This window comes from Alphaproteobacteria bacterium (assembly GCA_040216735.1).
Lineage (GTDB): Bacteria > Pseudomonadota > Alphaproteobacteria > SHVP01 > SHVP01 > CALJDF01.
The window spans coordinates 22,475-44,205 of the sequence record JAVJOO010000005.1; the positions used below are offsets into that span (position 1 = coordinate 22,475).

The 21,731-nt window shown below is 62.8% G+C and carries 18 protein-coding genes; 17 read left to right on the forward strand and 1 reads right to left on the reverse strand.

Translation table 11 applies throughout. The annotated features are described in order from the left end of the window. Positions 1-80 precede the first annotated feature (80 nt). From RID42_13330 to RID42_13380, 11 genes are all read left to right on the forward strand, one after another. Positions 81-1,067 carry a BMP family ABC transporter substrate-binding protein gene (locus tag RID42_13330; protein ID MEQ8248652.1) on the forward strand — a complete coding sequence of 329 codons (987 nt, stop codon included), beginning with the start codon at positions 81-83 and terminating at the stop codon, positions 1,065-1,067. 60 nt (positions 1,068-1,127) lie between these two features. Then, the gene (locus RID42_13335) at positions 1,128-2,699 is read left to right on the forward strand and encodes an ABC transporter ATP-binding protein (protein MEQ8248653.1); all 1,572 of its coding nucleotides are present in this window, start codon (positions 1,128-1,130) and stop codon (positions 2,697-2,699) included. Continuing rightward, on the forward strand, positions 2,696-3,823 hold the full coding sequence (locus RID42_13340; GenBank protein ID MEQ8248654.1) for an ABC transporter permease: 1,128 nt from the start codon (positions 2,696-2,698) through the stop codon (positions 3,821-3,823). Before RID42_13335 ends, RID42_13340 begins: the two co-directional genes overlap by 4 nt. A gap of 3 nt (positions 3,824-3,826) precedes the next feature. Then, positions 3,827-4,801, forward strand: coding sequence for an ABC transporter permease (locus RID42_13345; GenBank protein ID MEQ8248655.1), 975 nt, complete (start codon positions 3,827-3,829; stop codon positions 4,799-4,801). After that, positions 4,798-5,202: a cytidine deaminase gene (gene cdd, locus RID42_13350; GenBank protein MEQ8248656.1), complete on the forward strand. Its 405-nt coding sequence runs from the start codon at positions 4,798-4,800 to the stop codon at positions 5,200-5,202. The genes RID42_13345 and cdd overlap by 4 nt, the downstream gene beginning before the upstream one ends. After that, on the forward strand, positions 5,199-6,014 hold the full coding sequence (locus tag RID42_13355) for a purine-nucleoside phosphorylase (protein ID MEQ8248657.1): 816 nt from the start codon (positions 5,199-5,201) through the stop codon (positions 6,012-6,014). The genes cdd and RID42_13355 overlap by 4 nt, the downstream gene beginning before the upstream one ends. Before the next feature lie 133 nt (positions 6,015-6,147). Next, complete coding sequence (gene deoC, locus RID42_13360) at positions 6,148-7,152, forward strand: deoxyribose-phosphate aldolase (GenBank protein MEQ8248658.1); 1,005 nt, start codon at positions 6,148-6,150, stop codon at positions 7,150-7,152. A gap of 2 nt (positions 7,153-7,154) precedes the next feature. Further along, positions 7,155-9,545 (forward strand): aldehyde dehydrogenase family protein, encoded by a 2,391-nt coding sequence (locus tag RID42_13365; GenBank protein ID MEQ8248659.1) that lies wholly within the window; start codon positions 7,155-7,157, stop codon positions 9,543-9,545. Positions 9,546-9,551: 6 nt separating this feature from the next. Further along, positions 9,552-10,880 (forward strand): thymidine phosphorylase, encoded by a 1,329-nt coding sequence (gene deoA, locus RID42_13370; GenBank protein MEQ8248660.1) that lies wholly within the window; start codon positions 9,552-9,554, stop codon positions 10,878-10,880. Then, the gene (gene add, locus RID42_13375) at positions 10,877-11,851 is read left to right on the forward strand and encodes an adenosine deaminase (GenBank protein ID MEQ8248661.1); all 975 of its coding nucleotides are present in this window, start codon (positions 10,877-10,879) and stop codon (positions 11,849-11,851) included. The genes deoA and add overlap by 4 nt, the downstream gene beginning before the upstream one ends. A gap of 24 nt (positions 11,852-11,875) precedes the next feature. Continuing rightward, positions 11,876-12,580 (forward strand): phosphoribosylanthranilate isomerase, encoded by a 705-nt coding sequence (locus RID42_13380; protein MEQ8248662.1) that lies wholly within the window; start codon positions 11,876-11,878, stop codon positions 12,578-12,580. 101 nt (positions 12,581-12,681) lie between these two features. Here the strand turns inward: RID42_13380 and RID42_13385 are convergent, their stop codons facing one another. Next, on the reverse strand, positions 12,682-13,551 hold the full coding sequence (locus RID42_13385; GenBank protein MEQ8248663.1) for a polysaccharide deacetylase family protein: 870 nt from the start codon (positions 13,549-13,551) through the stop codon (positions 12,682-12,684). 155 nt (positions 13,552-13,706) lie between these two features. Here RID42_13385 and RID42_13390 point away from each other — a divergent pair, with 155 nt between their 5' ends. The 6 genes from RID42_13390 to RID42_13415 all read left to right on the forward strand — a co-directional run bounded on the left by RID42_13390 (position 13,707) and on the right by RID42_13415 (position 21,632). Further along, complete coding sequence (locus RID42_13390) at positions 13,707-14,168, forward strand: hypothetical protein (protein MEQ8248664.1); 462 nt, start codon at positions 13,707-13,709, stop codon at positions 14,166-14,168. A 314-nt stretch (positions 14,169-14,482) separates the two neighbouring features. After that, complete coding sequence (locus tag RID42_13395) at positions 14,483-15,028, forward strand: hypothetical protein (protein MEQ8248665.1); 546 nt, start codon at positions 14,483-14,485, stop codon at positions 15,026-15,028. A 40-nt stretch (positions 15,029-15,068) separates the two neighbouring features. Beyond that, a complete protein-coding gene (locus RID42_13400) occupies positions 15,069-15,884 on the forward strand; it encodes a fimbria/pilus periplasmic chaperone (protein ID MEQ8248666.1) in 816 nt (271 codons plus the stop codon). Between the two features lie 215 nt (positions 15,885-16,099). After that, on the forward strand, positions 16,100-20,260 hold the full coding sequence (locus RID42_13405) for an SPOR domain-containing protein (protein MEQ8248667.1): 4,161 nt from the start codon (positions 16,100-16,102) through the stop codon (positions 20,258-20,260). Next, the gene (locus RID42_13410; protein ID MEQ8248668.1) at positions 20,257-21,183 is read left to right on the forward strand and encodes a spore coat protein U domain-containing protein; all 927 of its coding nucleotides are present in this window, start codon (positions 20,257-20,259) and stop codon (positions 21,181-21,183) included. The genes RID42_13405 and RID42_13410 overlap by 4 nt, the downstream gene beginning before the upstream one ends. 8 nt (positions 21,184-21,191) lie before the next feature. Next, the gene (locus RID42_13415) at positions 21,192-21,632 is read left to right on the forward strand and encodes a heme-binding protein (GenBank protein MEQ8248669.1); all 441 of its coding nucleotides are present in this window, start codon (positions 21,192-21,194) and stop codon (positions 21,630-21,632) included. Positions 21,633-21,731 lie beyond the last annotated feature (99 nt).

Consider the following 21,731-nt stretch of genomic DNA (forward strand, 5'->3'; position numbering starts at 1 on the left):
ACTCTGGAATGGCGCTGTTTGCGCCCTCCCGGGTCCGCTAAGCTGCCGGCGTAGAAACACATATGTAGGGAGGTCGTTTCATGAAACGCCTAATCATTTCCGGGCTGGCTGCGGTCGGCATGGCCGTAGCCGTATCGTCGGCCAATGCGGCGGACTTCTCGCCCGCCATCGTCTTCGACATGGGCGGCAAGTTCGACAAATCGTTCAACCAAGCGGCCTACGACGGCGCCGAACGGTTCAAGAAAGACTCCGGCATCTCCTATCGCGAGTTCGAAGTCACGAGCCCAACCCAACGCGAGCAAGCAATTCGCAGGATGGCTCGGGACGGCGCCAACATCGTCGTTGGCATCGGGTTCGCCCAACAGCCGGCTGTCGAGAAAGTCGCCAAGGAATTCCCCGACACCAAGTTCGCGATCATCGACGCCGTCGTCGACTTGCCGAACGTTCGCTCCATTGTGTTCAAGGAGCACGAGGGATCGTTCCTCGTCGGCATGGCTGCAGCACTGGCATCCAAGACCGGTAAAGTCGGCTTCGTAGGTGGCATGGATATTCCGTTGATCCGCAACTTCGCGGCAGGATATGCCGAGGGCGCCAAATACGTGAACCCGAACATCGAGGTGTTCCAGAATATGACCGGCACGACACCGGCCGCATGGAATGACCCGGGCAAAGGTGCTGAATTGGCACGCAGCCAGTTCGGCCGCGGCGCCGACGTCATCTACGCTGCGGCTGGCGGCACCGGTGTCGGCGTCTACCAAGCTGCTGTCGACGGCGGCAAACTCGCCATCGGCGTGGACTCGAACCAGAACTACCTGCACCCCGGTACGATGCTGACCTCGATGCTAAAGCGGGTCGACGTTGCCGTCGAAACCGCATTCAAGGATGCCAAGGGCGGCATGTTCACCGCCGGCATTCAATCGCTCGGCGTTGCCGAAGGCGGCGTGGGTTGGGCGCTCGACGAGCACAACCGCGGCCTGATCACGTCGGAGATGGAGGCCCGTATCGAGCAGGCCCGCAAGGACATCGTCTCGGGCAAGATCACGGTCAACGGGTACAAAGGTAGCTAACGTCTAGGCTGCCAACGGTTCAGGGCTGGGGTTGAGTCGTCGAATGGGTAGATACGACTCGTGACCGATTCGGACACCGACGTATCGGCGCCAAGCGGCAACGCAACGCCGGCCCTCGAACTGCGCGGGATCGACAAGTGGTTCGGTCCCGTACACGCCAATAACGGTGTGTCATTCCAGGTCCCGCGCGGCAGCATCCACGGGATCATCGGCGAAAACGGCGCCGGTAAATCGACCTTGATGAGTATCGTCTACGGCTACTATCAAGCCGACGCTGGCGAGATTCGCGTCAACGGCAACCCTGTCAAGATCACCGGACCGCAAAACGCCCTCAGCCACGGCATCGGCATGGTTCACCAGCACTTCATGCTGGTCGAGCCTTTCACCGTTTTGGAGAACGTCATCCTCGGCGCGGAGAGCGGACGGCTTCTTGCCCCCAGCCTCGAGCGTGCCCGGGCCGAACTCGAACGTCTCGAACGCAACTACGCGCTGGAAGTAAACCCCGATGCGACCATCGAAACGCTGCCGGTCGGTTTGCGTCAGCGCGTCGAAATTTTGAAAGCGCTCTATCGCGGCGCGGATATTTTGATCTTGGACGAACCGACCGGGGTGCTGACGCCGCAGGAAGTCGACCAACTGTTCGATATCCTCCGGGCGCTGCGCGATCAGGGCAAGACGGTCATTTTGATCACCCACAAGCTGCGCGAAATCATGGCGCTGACCGACAACGTCACGGTCATGCGCCAAGGCGCGGTCGTCGCCAACGTCAAGACCGCGGAGACCTCGCGCGCGCAGTTGGCCGAGCTAATGGTCGGCCGTTCCGTTCTCCTCAATGTCGAGAAGACGCCCGCCACACCGGGCGAGGAGGTTCTGGCGGTCAAGGATCTCGGCGTGCGCGACGGCCAGGGCGTCCGCCGCGTCAAAGGCGTGAGCTTCAACGTTCGTGCCGGCGAGATTCTCGGTATCGCGGGCGTTGCCGGTAACGGGCAGTCGGAACTGCTCGAAGCGTTGGCGGGCATTCGTCCCATCGAAAGCGGGATCATTCGTTTCAAAGGCACGGAAATCGACGCGACGCATCTGCGCGACGCGCGTGAAATGCGCCGGCTCGGTATGGGCCACGTCCCGGAGGACCGTCAACGGATGGGCCTCGTCGTTTCTTTCCAAGCCAACGAAAGTTCGATTCTAGGCCACCAGGGCGATGCGAAGTACACCGGCGCGGTCTTGATGCGCCAGGGCGCGATCGTCGAGGACGTCGCCGAAAAAATGGAACGCTTCGACGTGCGGCCGTCGAACCCGTTGCTGCGCACGTCGGCATTCAGCGGTGGCAACCAGCAAAAAATCGTCTTGGCGCGCGAGATGGACCAGAACCCGGACCTTTTGCTCGTCGGACAGCCGACGCGCGGGGTCGATATCGGCGCGATCGAATTTATTCACAAACGTCTCATCGCCATGCGCGATCAAGGAAAGGCCGTGTTGCTGGTTTCGGTCGAACTCGATGAAATCCTCTCGTTGTCGGACCGCATCGTCGTGATGTTCGACGGCGAGATCGTCGGCGAAGTGAGCCAGGCCGAGGCGGACGAGCGCAAGCTCGGCCTGATGATGGCGGGTGAACGTCTAGGCGCGGCAGCATGATTGCCCCCGCCCCGCCGGCCCAAGTCCCCCGTTGGGTGACCCACGTCCTCGTGCCGGTCGCAAACCTTGCGGTCGCGTTCATCATCGCCGGGATCATCATCGCCCTGATCGGCGAGGACCCCTGGCAGGCGATGAAGCTCCTTGTTCTGGGCGCCTTCGGCGCGACGGACTTGATCGGCTTCACGCTCTACTACACCACCAATTTCATCTTCACCGGCCTTGCCGTGGCGATCGCTTTTCACTGTGGCCTGTTCAATATCGGCGGCGAGGGTCAGGCCTATATCGGCGGCCTCGGCGTCGGCCTGGTCAGCCTCGCCCTAGTGGGATGGCCCGCGCCGATTGTGATCTTGATCGCGATCGCCGCATCGATGCTGTTCGGCGCGGCATGGGCGTTCGTGCCGGGTTACCTGCAGGCCAAACGCGGCAGCCACGTCGTGATCACGACTATCATGTTCAATTTCTTGGCGGCGGCACTGATGACCTACTTGCTGGTCGAGGTCCTGATCGAACCCGGTCAGCAAGGCCCGCAAAGCCGCGAGTTCGACGCCAACGCCTGGCTCCCCTTCATGCACGACGTGTTCGGCGCGGTTGGCATCACGATCGGGCAGTCGTCGCTGAACCTGTCCTTTGTGATTGCCTTGATTGCCGCCGTCCTCGTGTGGGTCTTCATCTGGCATACCCGCTGGGGGTTCGAAATCCGGACCGTCGGCGCCAACCAAGCAGCCGCGATCTACGCCGGTATTTCGCCATCGCGGAACATCATCCTGGCCATGGTGGTTTCCGGCGGTCTTGCCGGGATGGTCGGCATCAACGAAATCATCGGCGTTCATCACCGGCTAATTTTAGACTTTCCAGCAGGTTTCGGATTTGTCGGGATCGCCGTGGCGTTGATGGGCCGCAACCACCCACTGGGGATATTCTTTGCCGCGCTGTTGTTCGGGATGCTGTACCAGGGCGGCTCCGAGCTGAGCTTCGACATCCCGACGATCACCCGCGATATGGTCGTCGTGATACAGGGCTTGGTCATTCTGTTCTCGGGCGCGATGGAGCATGTGTTTCGCCCGCACATCGTCGCGGCGTATCTGCGCGTCACGCGGCGGCGCACACCAATGGCGGCGGAATAGGCCATGGAAGAATTTTTCACCATGGTCGTGCTGATCGCCGACGCGACCCTGCGGGTGGCGACACCGCTGATCCTGGCAGCCCTTGCCGGTCTGTTCGCGGAACGCTCCGGGGTGGTCGACATCGCCCTTGAGGGCAAGCTGCTAGGCGCTGCCTTCGCCGCCGCGACCGTTGCCGCCGTATCGCACTCCGCCTGGCTTGGACTGGCGGCCGGGATCGCCTTTGCCGTGGCCCTCGCCATGGTGCACGCCTATGCCTGCGTTACCCATAAGGGCGATCAAGTCGTGTCGGGCATGGCGATCAATATTCTCGTCGCAGGCCTCGGTCCGACTTTGGCCTTGGCATGGTTTCACCAAGGTGGACAGACGCCGCGGGTCGAAGGTAATGCGCGGTTTCACCCCTGGCACTGGCCCGGCGCCGAAGCGATCGCCGACGTCCCTGTGATCGGCCCGATTTATTTCGAGATCGTGAGTGGCCACAACGTCTTCGTTTACTTGGCCATCCTGGCGGTCCCGCTGACGGCTTGGGTCGTCTACAAGACCCGTTTCGGCTTGCGCCTGCGCGCCGTCGGCGAGAGCCCGGAAGCCGTCGACACCGCAGGCATATCAGTCGACCGGATGCGCTATCAGGCCTTGATCGTAACCGGTGTCCTATGCGGGATAGGCGGTACTTATCTAGCCATTGCGCAGAATGCCGGGTTCCTGCGCAACATGTCGGCGGGCCAGGGATTTATCGCCCTGGCCGCGCTGATCTTCGGTAAGTGGCGACCCTGGCCTACCATGTTCGCCTGTTTCCTGTTTGCCTTTACCGATGCGGTGCAAACCCGCCTTCAGGGTGTCGATATTCCCGGTATCGGGATTATCCCAGTCCAATTCATCCAGGCTCTTCCGTTCGCGCTGACCGTGATCCTGTTGGCCGGTTTCGTCGGTAAGGCGGTTGCACCGCGGGCAAGCGGTATACCCTACATAAAGGAAAGATGAGCACCCTCGACGACATGATCGCCCTGGCCGCGCAAGCGCGTGCGCGGGCCTATGCGCCCTACTCCCACTTTCACGTCGGCGCCTGCCTGCGCACCGAAGACGGCCGACTCTACGCCGGCGCCAACGTCGAGAACGCGGCGTATCCTCAAGGACAATGCGCTGAAGCATCGGCAATCGGCGCGATGATCGCCGACGGTGCGCGCAAAATCGTCGAGGTCGTTGTGATCGGCGGCGGCGACGGCCTGTGCACGCCGTGCGGCGGGTGCCGGCAGCGCCTCAACGAGTTCGCGTTGGCGACGACGCACGTGCACGTCTGCGGCCCCGAGGGGCTGCGTAAGACCTTTACATTGGGCGAGTTGTTGCCCGGCGCGTTCGGCCCCAACAACTTGGAGGCCCAATGACCGAACAGGCGCGGCGCGCGGCCACTACCGTGCGCGAGAAAACCGGCGGCGCGGTGCCGCGTGTCGGAATCATCCTCGGATCCGGCCTCGGTAACCTGGGAAACGAAATCGAGGACGCCGTCTCCATTTCGTTCGGCGAGCTGCCCGGCTTCCCGAAGCCCGGCGTCGAAGGGCATGCCGGCAAGCTGCTCGTCGGACGCCTCGCCGGCGTGCCGGTCGCGTGCCTACAGGGCCGCGCCCATTCCTACGAGGGCGATCTCAAAGCCATGGTCACGCCGGTACGCACGTTCAAAGCGCTCGGGTGCGAAATCTTGTTCGCGACCAACGCGGCGGGCTGCCTGGTGGCGGACCGACCGCCCGGTAGCCTGATGGCCATCAGCGACCACATCAATCTGCAACCCGGCAATCCCCTGACCGGCCCCAACGACGAGTCGTTCGGCCCCCGGTTTCCGAACATGGTCGACGCCTACGATCCGGCTTTGCGCACGCTGCTCAAGGATACGGCTGCGGCCCTGGGGATCACGCTCTACGAGGGCGTTTATGCGGGCTACCTCGGCCCCAACTTCGAAACGCCCGCCGAGATTCGCGCTTTTCGCACCTTGGGCGCGGACGCCGTCGGGATGTCGACGGTGCCGGAGGTCTTGATCGCCCGGCACTGCGGCCTGCGCGTTGCCGCGGTGTCGGTGCTGACCAACTTGGCCGCAGGCATGAGTGGCGATCCGCTGACGCACGAGCAAACCCTGCACTTCGCGGACTTGGCCGCGAAGGATCTCACGAAACTGGTCCGAACGTTCATCGGTAAGTTGGATTGATCGGGTCCGCACCGAGGTCCAGCACAAATTGCGGGCCTGGGAACGGCATTCTGTGCGTGGATCACGCTAAAAGGCGGCCGAGCGACTCGGAAGCAGGCCGCGTACCTGTCAAAATGTCCGGCGGGAGAACGCCATGAATACCTATAACGTCACCCCCCTGCCCGGCACCAAACAGGCCGTGGCCCCACACCCGACGCGCAACCCGGGTATGGCCCTGGAACTTGATTGGCTCCGGGCGATCCGGGTCAACCAGAGCGCGGTCGAACGCCGCGCGGCGACGATCCCCACCCGGCGTACCGTAAAGAAGCAGTGGCAGGCGGCGTGGTTGTTGAAAGCGATCACAACGATCGACCTGACCACGCTCGCGGGTGACGACACGCCGGCAAAGGTGGCGCGGCTTTGCGCCAAGGCTCGCCAACCGGTGCGGGGCGACATTCTTGACGCGTTGGGTATGGAAGACCGCGCGATCCAAGTCGGCGCCGTGTGCGTCTATCACGACATGCTTGAGCCTGCGCTGCGCGCGCTCGACGGCAGCGGCATCCCGGTGGCCGCGGTTTCGGCTGGATTTCCCGCCGGGCTGTCGCCCCTCGATCTTCGGATCCGCGAGGTCGAAGCTTCGGTCGCAGCGGGGGCAAGTGAGATCGATATCGTCATCAATCGCAGCCACGTCCTGACCGGAAACTGGCAAGCACTCTACGACGAGGTGCGCGCGTTTCGCGCCGCCTGCGGCGATGCCCACCTTAAGTCGATCATCGCGACGGGCGATCTGGCGATCTTGCGCAATGTCGCGCGCGCCAGCGTGGTCTGCATGATGGCCGGTAGCGACTTCATCAAGACCTCCACCGGCAAAGAGGCGACTAATGCGACGCTACCGGTGAGCTTGGTGATGGTGCGCTGCATCCGCGACTACGTCGAGAAGACCGGGCACCGGGTCGGCTTCAAAGCGGCGGGCGGTATCAGTACCGCGAAGGCGGCGCTGTCCTATCTCAGCTTGATGAAAGAAGAACTTGGCAACGATTGGATGCAGCCGGCGCTATTTCGCATCGGTGCGTCGAGCCTGCTGGCCGACATCGAACGCCAACTGGAGCACCATGTGACCGGACGCTATTCCGCCTTCAACCGCCACCCGATCGCCTGATCATGACCGTCGCAGAGATATTCGAGACGCTCGACTACGGCCCCGCCCCGGAAGCCGCCGCCATCGCCGACGCTTGGTTGGAGGCGCGCGGGCGCCGGACCGCGCTGTTTATCGCCAACGCCTGGCAGGCGCCCTCGGACGGCGGCTATTTCGACTCGATCAATCCCGCCACAGCCCGGCCGCTCGCCAAAATCGCTCAAGCCACAACCGCGGACGTCAACAACGCGGTCGCCGCAGCCCGCGCGGCGCAATCGGCTTGGGCAAAAATCGGCGGACCAGCCCGCGCGCGCACCCTCTATGCCCTGGCCCGGATGGTCCAAAAACACGCGCGACTGTTCGCCGTTCTAGAAACGATGGACAACGGCAAACCGATCCGCGAAACCCGGGACATCGATGTCCCCCTCGTCGCGCGACACTTCTACCACCATGCGGGTTGGGCGCAGTTGATCGCCCGAGAATTTCCGGGACACGAACCGCTCGGCGTTGTTGGTCAGATTATCCCCTGGAACTTTCCGTTGTTGATGCTCGCCTGGAAGGTGGCGCCCGCACTCGCGGCCGGCAACACCGTGGTGCTCAAGCCGGCGGAATTCACGAGCCTGACGGCGATCCTTTTCGCAGATCTATGTTTGGACGCCGGACTGCCGCCCGGCGTCGTCAACATTGTGACGGGCGACGGGCGAACCGGCGAAGCGATTGTCGCCCACCCTGGGATCGACAAAATCGCCTTCACTGGATCGACCGAAGTTGGACGACTGATCCGCGCGGCAACCGCGGGGAGCGGCAAGGCGCTCACCCTGGAGCTTGGCGGGAAGTCGCCGTTCGTTGTCTTCGACGATGCCGACCTCGATGGGGCGGTCGAAGGCGTGGTCGACGCCATTTGGTTCAACCAGGGTCAAGTGTGCTGCGCCGGCTCGCGGCTTTTGGTGCAAGAAAGCATCGCCGACACCTTCATCGCAAAATTGAAAGCGCGGATGCAAACACTGCGGGTCGGCGATCCGCTCGACAAATCGATGGATATCGGTGCGATCGTCGCGCCGGTCCAACTGGAAAAGATCGAGACGCTGGTCAAGGCGGGTACCGCGGCGGGCGCAACCCTTTGGCAGCCCGATTGGGCCCGCCCTAAGGACGGATACTTCTACCCGCCAACGTTGCTGACCGATGTCGGACCGGCCTCCACGGCGGTCCAAGAGGAGATTTTCGGCCCGGTGCTGGTCGCCCTGCCCTTCCGCACACCCGCCGACGCAATCGCCCTGGCCAACAACAGCCGCTACGGATTAGCCGCAAGCGTGTGGACCGAAAACATCAACCTCGCGCTGGATATCGCACCGGCCCTCAAGAGCGGCGTCGTGTGGATCAATTCGACCAACCTGTTCGATGCGGCGGCCGGGTTCGGCGGCTACCGGGAATCCGGGTTCGGACGCGAGGGTGGGCGCGAAGGGATGTACGCCTACCTCAAACCCACTTTCCTGAAGGGACTGAAATCGTACGATCGTTCGGCGCCGGCCCTCGCCGCGCCGGTGCCCGCTGGTGTCACGTCGGCGACAACTGAGTTGGACCGCACGCCGAAGATGTATATCGGCGGCAAACAGACCCGGCCTGACTCCGGATACAGCCGGCCCGTCTACGCGGCGGACGGATCGCTTGCCGGCGAAGTTGGCGACGGCAACCGTAAGGACGTTCGCGACGCCGTCGTAGCGGCCCGCCAAGCCGAGGGATGGAGCAAGGCCACCGCCCACAACCGCGCGCAAGTGATCTATTACATCGCCGAAAATCTTGAGGCCCGCGCGACCGAGTTCCGCGACCGGATACGAGCCATGACCGGCGCATCGAAACGGGTCGCGACCCGCGAGGTGGCGGCCAGCATCGACCGGCTTTTCACCTACGGTGCCTGGGCCGACAAATATGATGGACGGGTCCATGCGACACCGCTGCGCAACGTTACTGTCGCGATGAACGAACCGCTCGGGGTCATGGGGATCGTCTGTCCCGACGACGCGCCATTGCTCGGGCTCATTTCGCTCGCCGTGCCGCCGTTGGCGATGGGCAACCGTATCGTTGCCGTCCCTTCCGCCAAGCATCCCCTAGCCGCGACCGACCTCTACCAGGTTCTCGATACCTCGGATGTCCCGGGCGGCAGCTTCAACATCGTCACCGGCGACGCTGACTCGTTGGCGGCGGTGTTGGCCGCCCACGACGATGTCGACGCCGTGTGGGACTTCGGTTCCAACGACGGCGGCGCCGCGGTGGAGCGCGCGTCGGCGGGCAACATGAAGCAGACCTGGGTTAGCGACCGTCGCCGCCGCGATTGGTTCGACCCCGAGCAGGCCGAAGGCGAGGCATTCCTGCGCCACTGCACCCAAGTGAAGAATATCTGGGTTCCCTACGGGGAATAGCGCGCCATGCCAGCATTTTTTCCCCAGGAAGTGATCCGGCGGAAACGGGACGGCCACGTGCTCTCCCGCGAAGAAATCGCCTTCATGGTTGCAGGCCTGACCGACAATACCCTGTCCGAGGGACAGGCAGCCGCCTTCGCGATGGCCGTCTTTTTCCAGGGCATGACGATGGACGAACGTATCGCCCTGACTCTGGCAATGCGCGACTCGGGCACCGTTATCGATTGGTCGGGAATCGATCTGCCGGGCCCAACCCTCGACAAGCACTCCACGGGCGGTGTGGGCGACAAGGTCAGTCTGATCCTCGGTCCCGTCATCGCCGCCTGCGGCGGCGCAGTCCCGATGATCTCCGGGCGCGGTCTTGGGCACACGGGCGGCACGCTGGACAAGCTCGATTCGATTCCCGGCTACACGACGCAACCGGACCTGCGGATGTTCAAGCACGTCGTCGCGAAGGCCGGATGCGCAATCATCGGACAAACAGCCGACCTTGCACCCGCCGACGGGCGGCTCTACGCCATTCGCGACGTGACGGCGACCGTCGAGTCGATCCCCTTGATTACCGCGTCGATCCTGTCGAAGAAGCTGGCGGCTGGTCTGGACGGGCTGGTGATGGACGTGAAGACGGGCAACGGCGCCTTCGCCGCCGATCCCAGCATGGCCCACGACCTTGCCCAGAGTATCGTCGACGTTGCCAACGGGGCCGGGCTGCCGTGCGTCGCCCTGGTCACCGGAATGAATCAGGTGCTTGGCCGCGCGGCCGGCAACGCGCTGGAGGTTCGCGAGGCCCTCGACCATTTGACGGGCCGCGCGATCGAGCCGCGTCTGCACGCGGTGACGATAGCCCTGTGCGCCGAACTGCTCGTTATCGGCGGCCTCGCCAGCGACGTCCCTGCCGCGCAGGTTAAGGCGGAAGAAGCATTGCGCTCCGGTCGGGCAGCTGAACGATTTGCGCGAATGTGCGCCGGGCTTGGTGGTCCAAGCGACCTTGTCGAGGCTCCCGAGCGGCACCTTCCTGCCGCGTCGGTGCAGTATGCGGTGGCGCCAGAGGTGGCCGGAACGGTCACCGGAATGGACACCCGCAGCCTCGGTCTAGCGGTGATGGAATTGGGCGGTGGGCGCCGCCGGGCAGACGACCGCATCGACTATGCTGTGGGACTGGACCGGATGGCCGCAATCGGCGAACAGGTCGACAAGGACCGTCCGCTATGCGTGATCCACGCTGCAAGCCAGGACGAGGCTGCGCGGGTCGCAACCCTGGTACGGAACGCTGTAACGGTGGGCGACCCTGCCACCGGCCCCGACACCATCGTTCATGAGCGAATAGCGCCTTGATTCCGAAGGCGGAACTCCACGTCCATCTGGAAGGCACCGCGCCGCCGCATCTTGTCCGCACCTTGGCTAAGCGCAACCGGGTTTCCCTGCCGATCGACCTGTTCCAAGACGACGGCGCCTTTCACTGGCGCGATTTCAACCATTTTCTGGAGGTCTACGACGCGGCGTCGAGCGTCATCAAGACACCCGAAGACTACCGCGATGTAACCTATGCCTACCTCGCCGCCTGTGCCGCGGAGGGGGCGGTTTATGTCGAGGTCATGTCGTCGCCCGATCACGCAGCCGCTGCCGGGATGACTTACCGCGATCACCTCGACGGGATCGTCGCAGGCATCGCCGATGCGGCAGCAGACCATGGTATCGTTGGACGTCTGATCGTGACCTGCGTGCGCCACTTCGGAACCGACCAGGCGATGAAGGTTGCCCGCCAAGTCGTTGCCCATCCCCATGAATTCGTCGTCGGATTCGGTATGGGCGGCGACGAGGCCAACTGGCCACCGGGTCAGTTTGCCGACGCGTTCAACCACGTCGCGGCAAGCGGTCTGCCGTGCACGGTGCACGCGGGCGAATGGGCCGGCCCCGAGCGCATCCGTGAAGCGATCGCCACCCTACCCATCGTGCGCTTGGGTCATGGCGTGCGCGCCATCGAGGACCCCGCTCTCGTCGAAGAGATCGTCGCGCGCGGCATCGCGCTTGAGGTGTGCCCCGGCAGCAATGTAGCAACCGGCCTGTACGAAACGCTGGCGAAGCACCCTCTGCAGCGCCTGATCGACGCGGGTGTCAGCGTTTCCATCAATTCGGACGACCCGCCCTATTTTGCGACATCGATCGGACGGGAGTATGACAACGCCGTATCGGCGATGGGGTTATCGTCTGCCTCGCTGTTGCAAATCACACAGGCGGCGATCGCCGCATCGTTCGCCGATCCGGCGACCAAAGCGCAGCTGCAGACCAGTATTGTGCGCCCCTAGGGAAGCCATGGGATTGTCGTACCGATGACAAAGCGCGTTCGGGTCAAGATCTGCTGCATCTCGAGCGTCGAAGAAGCCGCGACGGCCGTAAACCTCGGTGCCGATGCACTTGGTCTCGTATCGCACATGCCGAGTGGCCCGGGCGTCATCGACGAAGATCTCATTCGTGAAATCGCCCAGAGCGTCCCACCCCCGATCGCCACATTTCTTTTGACCAGCCACCGGGACACCGACGCGATCATCGACCAACAACGGCGATGCCGGACCAACACCGTTCAACTGGTTGACGCCCTGCCGCCCGGCAGTCACGCCCGGCTGAGAAAAGCGCTTCCCGGCGTTACGCTGGTCCAGGTCATCCACGTCCGCGACCACGGCGCGATCGAAGAGGCGCTGGCCGTTCAAGACGATGTCGACGCCATTCTGCTGGATTCCGGCAACCCGGATCTTGCCGTCAAGGAACTCGGCGGCACCGGCAGGGTGCACAACTGGGCGATTTCCCGCGCGCTTATCGACGCCGTGTCGCGCCCGGTCTTTCTGGCCGGCGGACTGCGCCCCGACAACGTTGGTCAAGCCATCGCTGCCGTCGATCCGTTTGGACTAGATTTGTGCTCAGGCGTCCGTTCCGACGGGGCCCTGGATCCCGACAAGTTAGCGGCGTTCCTGGACGCGGTTCGTGCCGCCGCTTCTAGTCCTGTAACCCGTCCGCGACCAGGACGCACCCAGGCTTAGCCCCCTCACAAGGAGGCTTTTATTTATTGCTTATATACAGCTACTTACGATCTATTCTTTGTAGAGTAAGTTAACTATTTTCCAGGAAATAGTCCGCCCCTTCAGACCGTCGGATGGCTCGCGAGATAGGCGTCCATGATCTCCGAAGCGGTCGCCCGCCAAACACCGGGATGACCACAGATGTAGCCAAGGGCGTCGTCCAGCGCCCCGATCCGGTGGGGCACGCCGATAAGGAACGGATGGAGCGCAATACACATCACTCGCCCAGAAGTCGCGCCTTCGCGGTACAGAACATCGAACTGTCGTTTGATCATGGTGCCAAATTCTTCTGCGGTGCGATTGGCACGTAAGAATGCCGGCAGGTCGTTCATCTCCGACGAATACGGGACGTTGACCAGGCGGCGACCGCCGACGTCCATGAGGTAGGGCTGATCGTCGTTGACGAAGTCGCAGTAGTACTCGCACCCGGCCTCTACCAGAAGGTCTGGCGTATCCCAGGTCATGCGTACGCCCGGACTGAGCCAACCGCGCGGGCGCCGCCCCGTCGCCTGCTCAATGCGATCGAACGTCGCCAGGATGGAGCGGCGCCGTTCTCCCTCGTCCATCCCGTCGATCATCCGCGCGTTGGTTTCGCCGTGCCCCATAAACTCCCAATCGAGTCGCTGCGCTTCTTCGACAACCGCCGGGTAGGCCTCGCAGACGTCAGCATTCAGCGCGACGGTCGCGCGAACGCCGTGCTTGGCAAGAACCTCCATCACCCGGAACACCCCCACTCTGCCCCCGTAATCGCGCTGCGACCACGACAGGACATCGGGGTTGATCCCAATGCCAAACGGAACTGCTTCGTTGAGTGGAAAGAATTCGACGTTCGGCGCCACCCACAAGGCGACATGGGCGTCGTTCGGCCAGCGAATGGCCGGGCGATTGATGACAGGCACGTATCGAAACGGACCGGATCGGCTAGGTTCCATAGAGTTCTCCAGATTTGTTGGGATAAGAGAAACCGCGGAACCGGCAAACGCAAGCGTACCTGGCAACGTACGCACGGCTTGACACCGCCTTATCGCTCACAAGATGCTTAAAGTTGGCACGACATCTGTATGGTGCGTGACAGGAGGCGACAATCTTGGTTCTTCGACGCGGCATCTTTGCTTTGACGCTGACGGCGCTGGCGTTTGCGCCGCTTACGGTCGTGCGCGCCCAGGATGCCCTCAAGATCACCGGTTTCGTGGAGGGGACAACCTCGGTCTCCATCCAGAACAACACCACGTTCATCGACTGGGACTACGACCAGCCGCTCGAGAACGCGTTGCTTGCGATTCTTGACGTCTTTACTAACGCCGCGGCGGGGTACGAGTTCGTCTTGGTCAACCTCGACGTCACCGAAGAACAAGCCTTCGAGTTCGACCTCCTTTACGGCGGCCAGGTTCTCGAATTCCAAGGAAATAGCGCTATGCTGAGCCGGGCTACGTCCGTACAAGGGTCGCAGACCCAGGGGCCCCGTGCCCTTCAAATCAAGGCACCGCCGAAAAGGCAAAACAGCCAGCAAGCGACCGTCTCGCTCCAGCTTTTAGTTCGGGCTCCCTAGACAAAACACACGATCTAGACGCGAATCCGCGGCTCCCCCCTAATTCGCAGCCTCCCCTCTTCGGATGCGCCATTTTGGTACAGGCGACGCACCGTTTCGAGACGCCCACAAACCCTGTGCCGTTTGCGAACGACCAATTTCGCGCCAATAGCCGCAGGAAACTAGATAAAAGTTTAGAAACTTTCGTTTCGACCCGGGAATACACACTTGGCACGCGGCTTGCGGATATAGGGGTAACGCCGCCGGCCTGAATCAGGTGGTCTGAGAGAACAAACCGCAAGTCCAACCGTGTTTATTCAACTACAGGTATCGACATGAACGTTTCTCAACTTCAGTTCTCGAAAAAGATCACCGCTGGCTTGGTTGCCGCCGGCCTCGCCGCCGCTGCCGTTCCGGCGGCTATGGCAGCGACATCCGCGCAGCTTACGGTGACAGGCACCGTTCAACAGATCCTCGCGATCACCGTGACGCCAACCGCCTCGGCCAGCGGCCTCGACCTCACCGGCACCGTCACAGCGCTCAAAGTGGCGACGGTCGTCGCGCAGGCCAACAACCCGACTGGCTATTCCGTCTCGGTAGCGTCGCTCAATCAGGGCTCCTCGGATTGCGGCGCTGCGAACGGCCCATGCTTTCATAGCCCGACCGCGACAACCAATGACGACCTGTCGTTCAGCTTGCTCCGCAATGCTGTTGCGGTGAGCTTCACCGGCGCCTCGGGCCAGTTCGTCTCGACAGCTGCTCGGTCAGTTGTGGGCGGCGATTCCTACGACGCCAAAATCTCCTACGACGGGACCGCGGCGAACTTGGATCAAGCGACCGACTACACCGAAACGCTGACCTTCTCCATCACTGCGCCGTAACCACTTCCGTTATCGCGGGCAGGTACGCTAAAGTGCCTGTATGATTGAGAAATACACGGTTATTGGGTCCGGAAGCCCTAGCTTCCGGACCCTTCGCGTTTTGTCCCGGTACGCTCGCGACTTGGGGCTGAGCTTTGCTGCCTTGCTGTTGGTGGGATTCGTTACCGCGGGGCCCTCGCAGGCCTACCGGGTCGTCCCCCTCACCATTGACCTCGAACCGGCGGGGCGCGGCGCGCAAGGCCAGTTCCGGGTCATCAACGACACCCCTAGTCCTGTTGCCCTGCAGGTCACGATCCAGAAGCGTGAAACCGCTCCCGACGGGAGCGACGTGCTGACCCCGGTCGACGAAGGACAATTCCTGCTGTTCCCGCCGCAAATGGTGCTGCGCCCCGGCCAAAGCCAGGCGGTGCGAGTCCAGTGGCGCGGCGATGCGGCACCGGCTAGTGAACTGGCCTTTCGCATCATTACCGAGCAATTGCCGATCAACTTGCAGCGCGAACGCCAAGGTGGCGCCCAGGTGACGCTGCTGCTGCGGTACGAAGGGACCCTGTATGTGTCGCCGCCGAACGCAGCACCCAATATCGCCGTCGAAGGGGCGGAACCGGCGACCGACGACAAGGGCGAGCAGCGGTTGAGTGTCACTGTGAAAAACCAAGGCACGCGCCACGCTCTTCTTGGCAATCTCAAACTTAACGTCACAGCAGGCGGTCAATCCGTGACGATGAGTCCAGAGCAACTGGAAGGCATGAACGGGGCCAACATCCTTGCCGGCGCGACACGCCGTTTCAGCGTCGCTTGGCCGGCAGGACTGCCGGTCGGTCCGGTACAGGTTGGATTGGAGTTTGAGCCACTGTAATCGCGACAGAAATTTATTTTATGGTTTCTGCCACTGGAGGGTGAACACAGAGACCGCCGTCGGAACGGCCTGACGAGGCAGGGGTCACCGGCACAGAAAAGGAGCAACGGGCTGGGAGACCATCGGCAGGTCGGCAAGACGACCCAGCCATATCCCGTTCTTGGATCGTGCGCAGCACCCTTCTCATTCTGCTTTTGATCGTTGGAAGCCTGTCCATGCCGTTGGCTTGGTCGCAGGAGAACCGCGACCAAGCGTCTGTCGGCAAAACCGCCGACAATGAGGACGAAAGTGACAACGACGATGAGGGCGGCGACCAAGCGCTGCCCAGTACCGACAAGCTGTTCGAACAAGTTTTCGGGCGGCGACAGGGACCAGGACAACCCTCTCTTGAAGTGCCGCTGGTTGTCGACGGCGTCGATCGGGGAACGATCGATATCGACGTTGCCGACGATCCGTTCGAGACCAAAATGAACCGCCAGGCACTGGTCGATCAGGTCGCCGACTTCCTCAACGAAGCGGGCGCGGAACAATTTCTTGCCTTGCCCTTCGAGGACGGCAAGATCATGACAGGCACATTGTTCGAGATCGGAATCATGGCCGAGTTCGACAACGCCGACCTCGTACTCCGAATCGACATCGATCCACAGCTTCGCAAGCCCCTCCCCCTCAATATGACCAACCGTGGGCAACCACCCACAAGCCTCACTGCCCCCCTCGGTCCCGCCCCGGCCAGCGCATATGTCAATATCCGTACCGGTCTGGACCATGTTCACGAAACGACGGGTACCGGCAAAACCGGAAAACGGGCAATGCGCGTCGATTTCGCCGGCGCGGTCGCTGTTCCCAAAATCGCCCTCGACTACCGGCTTTCTTACAACGAGAACTCTGTGCGGCCCTGGCAGCGCGGCGACTTTCGCATTCTTCAGGACGTCCCCGATCGCGCAATGCGGTGGACCTATGGCGACTTGAATTTTCCGACGACCAACTATCAAGCCTTCGTTCCAATGGCTGGGGTTACGGTGGCGCGCAATTACACGCTCCAGCCCTATGTCGTCACCGAGCCGGTTACGAGCAACGAATTCGTCCTCCGCACAGCGTCGCAGGTCGAGGTGGTCATCAACGGCGCGACGGTGCGAACGTTTCGTTTGCCAGCCGGCCGCTACGACCTGCGCGACCTTCCGCTCGGAAGCGGCGTCAACGATGTTGTGCTGCGGGTCACGAACGACGTCGGGGAGGTAGAGGAGACGACCTACTCGTTGTTTTTCGACTCGTCGTTGTTGGCAACCGACATCGACCAGTTCTCCGCCTCTCTCGGTTTGCCCGCAGAGGAAAGAAACGGAACGCGAACCTATGACACCTCGAAGGTAATCTTCTCGGGCGACTACCGGCGCGGCGTCACGAACACTTTGACGTTGGGCGCCGATTTTCAAGCGAACAAGATCCAACAATTGCTCGGCGGCCAAGCGTTGTGGGCAACCGGTGTCGGAACTTTCGAAAGCCGCCTCGCCACGAGCTACGTTGAGGGCGCGAACGCCGACATCGCGGCGCGGCTTGGGTATCGCAAGCGCGGCACTCGGAGCGCTCTCAATCAGAACTTCGATCTGTCGCTCGCCTATACCGGACAGCGATTCGCCGCCCTTGGATCGACGCGGCCCAATAACAATACGGTTCTCGATTCTGCGGTGCGCTACAGCCAGCGTCTGCCCATGAAACTGTCCGGCAGCATCGGCGCGACCCACCGGGTTGCCCGCAACAATGGGCGCAATTCCGGCAGCGTATCGGGCTCGCTCAGCCGCCAGTTGGCCCGTGGCGCCAACCTCAGTTTGGACCTCTTGCGGCGCCGCGATAGCAACGGTCCGTATGAGAACCGGGCATTCGTGTCTTTGAACGTGTCGTTAACTGGAACCGGTCAGACCATATCGTCCACTCGCGATTCCCAATCCGGCGTGAGCCGCTTGGATTGGAACTATCGCCCCGAAAATATCATCGGCGGCGTCGCCGCAACCGCCGGACTCCAGCGCGATGCCGGAAATACCCGAGCGACGGGGGAATTATCGCGAACCGGTTACCGCGCCGAGACATCGATCTCGCACAACGTGACCATGCCTCGCACTAGCCAAACGGAATCGGAGAGAGTTACAAGCGCACGCCTTGGCACCGCACTCGTCTTCGCCGGCGGTCACTTCGCCGTCACGCGCCCCGTAACGGACGGCTTTGCGATTGTAGTCCCCCATCCGTCACTGAAAGGCCAAACCGTCGGCATCAATCCCCGCGGCGAGCGCGCCTATGTTGCCGAAGCTGATCGCTTCGGCCCGGCCGTCATCCCCGACCTGAGTTCCTATCAGGTCCGCCGAATTCTGGTGGACGTCCCCGACCTGGCGATCGGTGCCGAGCTGGGGCAGGACGTCTTCGATGTGGTCCCCACCATTCGCAGCGGCACGATCATCAATATCGGAACGTCCGCCAGCGTTCTCATTACCTTCAAAGTGGTCGACGATCTCGGCGGTCCAGTCGCCCTTCAGGCCGGTGAGATATCTCAACCGGGCAACGACGCCTTTACGCCGTTGCTTGTCTTTTCGGACCGTGCGGGCGTCATGACGTCGGACGGCCTGACCGCAGGCACCTACGAACTAACGTTGTTCGCCTTCCCCGACCTGCCGATCACCTTCGAGATTGGCCAGGACGCGCTCGGGATCGTCGACTTGGGAACGTTCAGGGTCACTGCGGAACCGGAAGATACACCGGCACCCGAAGCGCCGACGCCGACGCCGACGCCGACGCCGACGCCGACGCCGACGCAGCCAACGCCCGACGCCGACGATTTGGCGCCGGTGCAGGAAGCCGACGCCAAGCAAGACGCACCGTCAGCGGCAACCGACCCAATACCTGCCGACGCCGAAATCGCGCGGGTGGAACCGGTCGCACCGGCCGAGCAAACACAACCGAGTGGGCCGGCAGTCGGTGGCGAGGCGCGTCCTACAGTCGGAATCCCGCGTGAGCAGGCGGACCCGCCGCAAAACATCGGTCACTACCGCGTGCAGCTCGCGGCATTTCGGACCCCACGGGAGGCGGAACTTGCCTGGGGCGGTATTCTTTCCCAGCACGACGACCTGCTGGGAACACTCCAACCCGTCATCGTCGAAGTGGACCTTGGGTCGCGAGGCGTCTTCTATCGCCTTCAAGTGCGCCCGTTCCCCGAACCGATCGCTGCGAGGCAACTGTGCCGTGCGCTGCAGGAACGCGGACAAAGTTGTCTCGTCATTGCGCCCGCCGGCGCCCTGCCAGCCGAGCAGCCACCCGCCCGCGGCCAAGAGCGCGCCGAAGATGCGTCTCAATCGACGGACGACGATCTCGCGGCAGTTGCCGACGCCCCCTCGGTTCCGGCAATTCCCGTGGCCCCCGTTACCGTTGCACCGGTCGTTCAAGCGCCGGTCGTCGTGGGGCCAGTTGTCGTGGCACCGGCTGCGACCACGCAACTCGTCGATGAAGCGATCAACGGGGAACCGCCGCGCACTGTCCACCGCGTCCAATTGGGATCGCTCCAATCGACCGCTGCCGCGGACGCGGAGTGGCAACGCCTGATCGAAAAGCATCCCACGTTGCTGGCCAACTTCACCCCTACCGTCGTCCTTGTTGACCTTGGCCCGGCGCGGGGCACGTTCCACCGGCTCCAGGCTGGCCCGCTCGCCGACAGATCGAGCGCCATCGACCTTTGCGAGGCGCTCCAACGCGCCGGTCAACCCTGCATCGAAGTGGCGCCGACCGCCGGTGCCATTGGGCGCATCACGGGCGCGGCGACCCAGCAACGATCCGACGCCGAAGCGATCCCGCCACCGGCGCTACGGGCAGAGGATCGGGTATCGCGTCCGACGGCATCCGAAACGGCAGCCACGGCAGGTGCCCCTCAGGTTCCCACGGTCGACCTAACCGATGGCCAACCCGACTCAACCGTTGTTATTTCCTCCGAAGGTACGCGTGTCCGCCGCAACGGCCCGAGCGAACCCACTGGTCTAGCTAGCGCGCCGCCGCGCAACGATCCACTGGACCAGTCCCAAGCGCCGCCGCAGCCCCAGTACCGCCTCCACCTTGCCACGCTGCCGAGCCAGGGCGCGGCAACCGCAGAACTCGGGCGCTTGCGCAGCGAACTGGGGCGGGCCCTCACGGGGCTGGAAACGGCCGTGGTTCCCAGCAACGACGGTGCGGCCCGCTATCGGATCGAAGCCGGCGCTTTCGTTAGCCGTGACGCGGCCCTCGCCGCGTGCAGACCGATCCAATCCTCGGGCCGTCCTTGCTTAGTGGTCGAGGCAACATCGAACGACCGACGCCTCGCCCAATCCGACGTCGGCCCCCTATCTCTGTTAAGGTCACCGCAATGAGAACGCTACCGCTCCTCGGACTCTTCGTTATCGGGTTCCTGCTGATCAGCCAGGAGGTCCGCGCCGATTGCCGTTTGCAGTTCGGATCCGTGCCGCAGTTCCAGTGGCAAGGAGAAGGCTCAGGCTACAATCCGTTCGACCCCACGACCTACAATCAGGAAGGCCAGATCGACATCCGCAACCGGAGCGGGTCGTGTCAGTACTTCGTGACATTTTCGGAAGGGAATTCGAACGACTTCAATCGCTACATGGAAAAGAGCGGCGAGCGGTTAAACTACAACATCTACAACGACGTCTCGCAGAGCAACGTCCTCAAGGATCTGCCGACCGCCACCGTCAACGAGGTCATCTCCGGTTCGTTTTCCGGTGCCGACACCCAGAGGATCGCCTACGCCGTCTCCATCCCACCCGGACAGACCCTGCCGAGCGGCACCTACAACGATCGCGTTAGGATTCGCCTCTACGAAGGCACCTTCGCGTCCAATTCGCTTATAGCGACGACAAGCTTGCGGCTGAGGGCGAGTTTGCCCAAGGTGGCCGAAGTGTCGGTCGTGCCCACCGGCGCCCCGTTCGACGACGGTGCCACCGCCTACACGATCGACTTCGGCGTTCTCCAAGAAGGCGAGCGCGAGCGTTTCGATCTTTTGGCTCGGACCAACGCCGGATATCTGATCTTGATGAGTTCCGAAAACCGCGGTGTGCTGGAACGCGTCGGGGGCGCGAGCGGGGTGGTGCCCTACCGTTTGTCGGTCGACGGCCGGTTGATCGATCTGTCGAAGAACAACGTCACCGTTGCAACGAAAAATGGCGTCACCGGCGTCGGCGGCGATCGCTTCCAAATCGAGGTCGACATCGGCACACTGGCCGACGCCGTTCCGGGGTCGTACCGGGACGACATCACCGTCACCGTCAAAACGAACTAGGATAACGCATGGGCCCCCTGACACTCGATCAAGCCAGCAAGATCGTCAACGCCACCCTCGCCGAAGCGCGCAAACGCAACTTCCGCCCGATCATCGCCTTGGTGCTGGATGCCGCCGGTTACGCCAAAGCGATGAAACGCGAGGACGGCGCCGGCCTCCTGCATTACGACATCGCGATGGGCAAAGCCTGGGGCGCCGTTGCCATGGGCAGCGCCTCCCGAGCCCAGGGCGAACGCATGGAGCAACGCCCCGGCGTGGTTGCTGCGATCGCCGCCGCATCCGGCGGAAGATTCATGCCGATCCCGGGCGGCGTTTTGCTGCGCGACGACAAAGGCAACCTGATCGGCGCCGTCGGCGTTAGCGGAGAACTCTCCGACAACGACGAGATTTGTGCGGTCGCCGGGATCGAAGCCGCCGGTTTGGTCGCCGATACCGGACAGCCCACCTAGTCTACGCCTACCAGCAGCGTCACATCGGCCAAACAACGTGGATGCGCGCCGACAGATTCCGTAGTTTCGGGCCTACCCGAATTTTGCTAAGTCATCGAC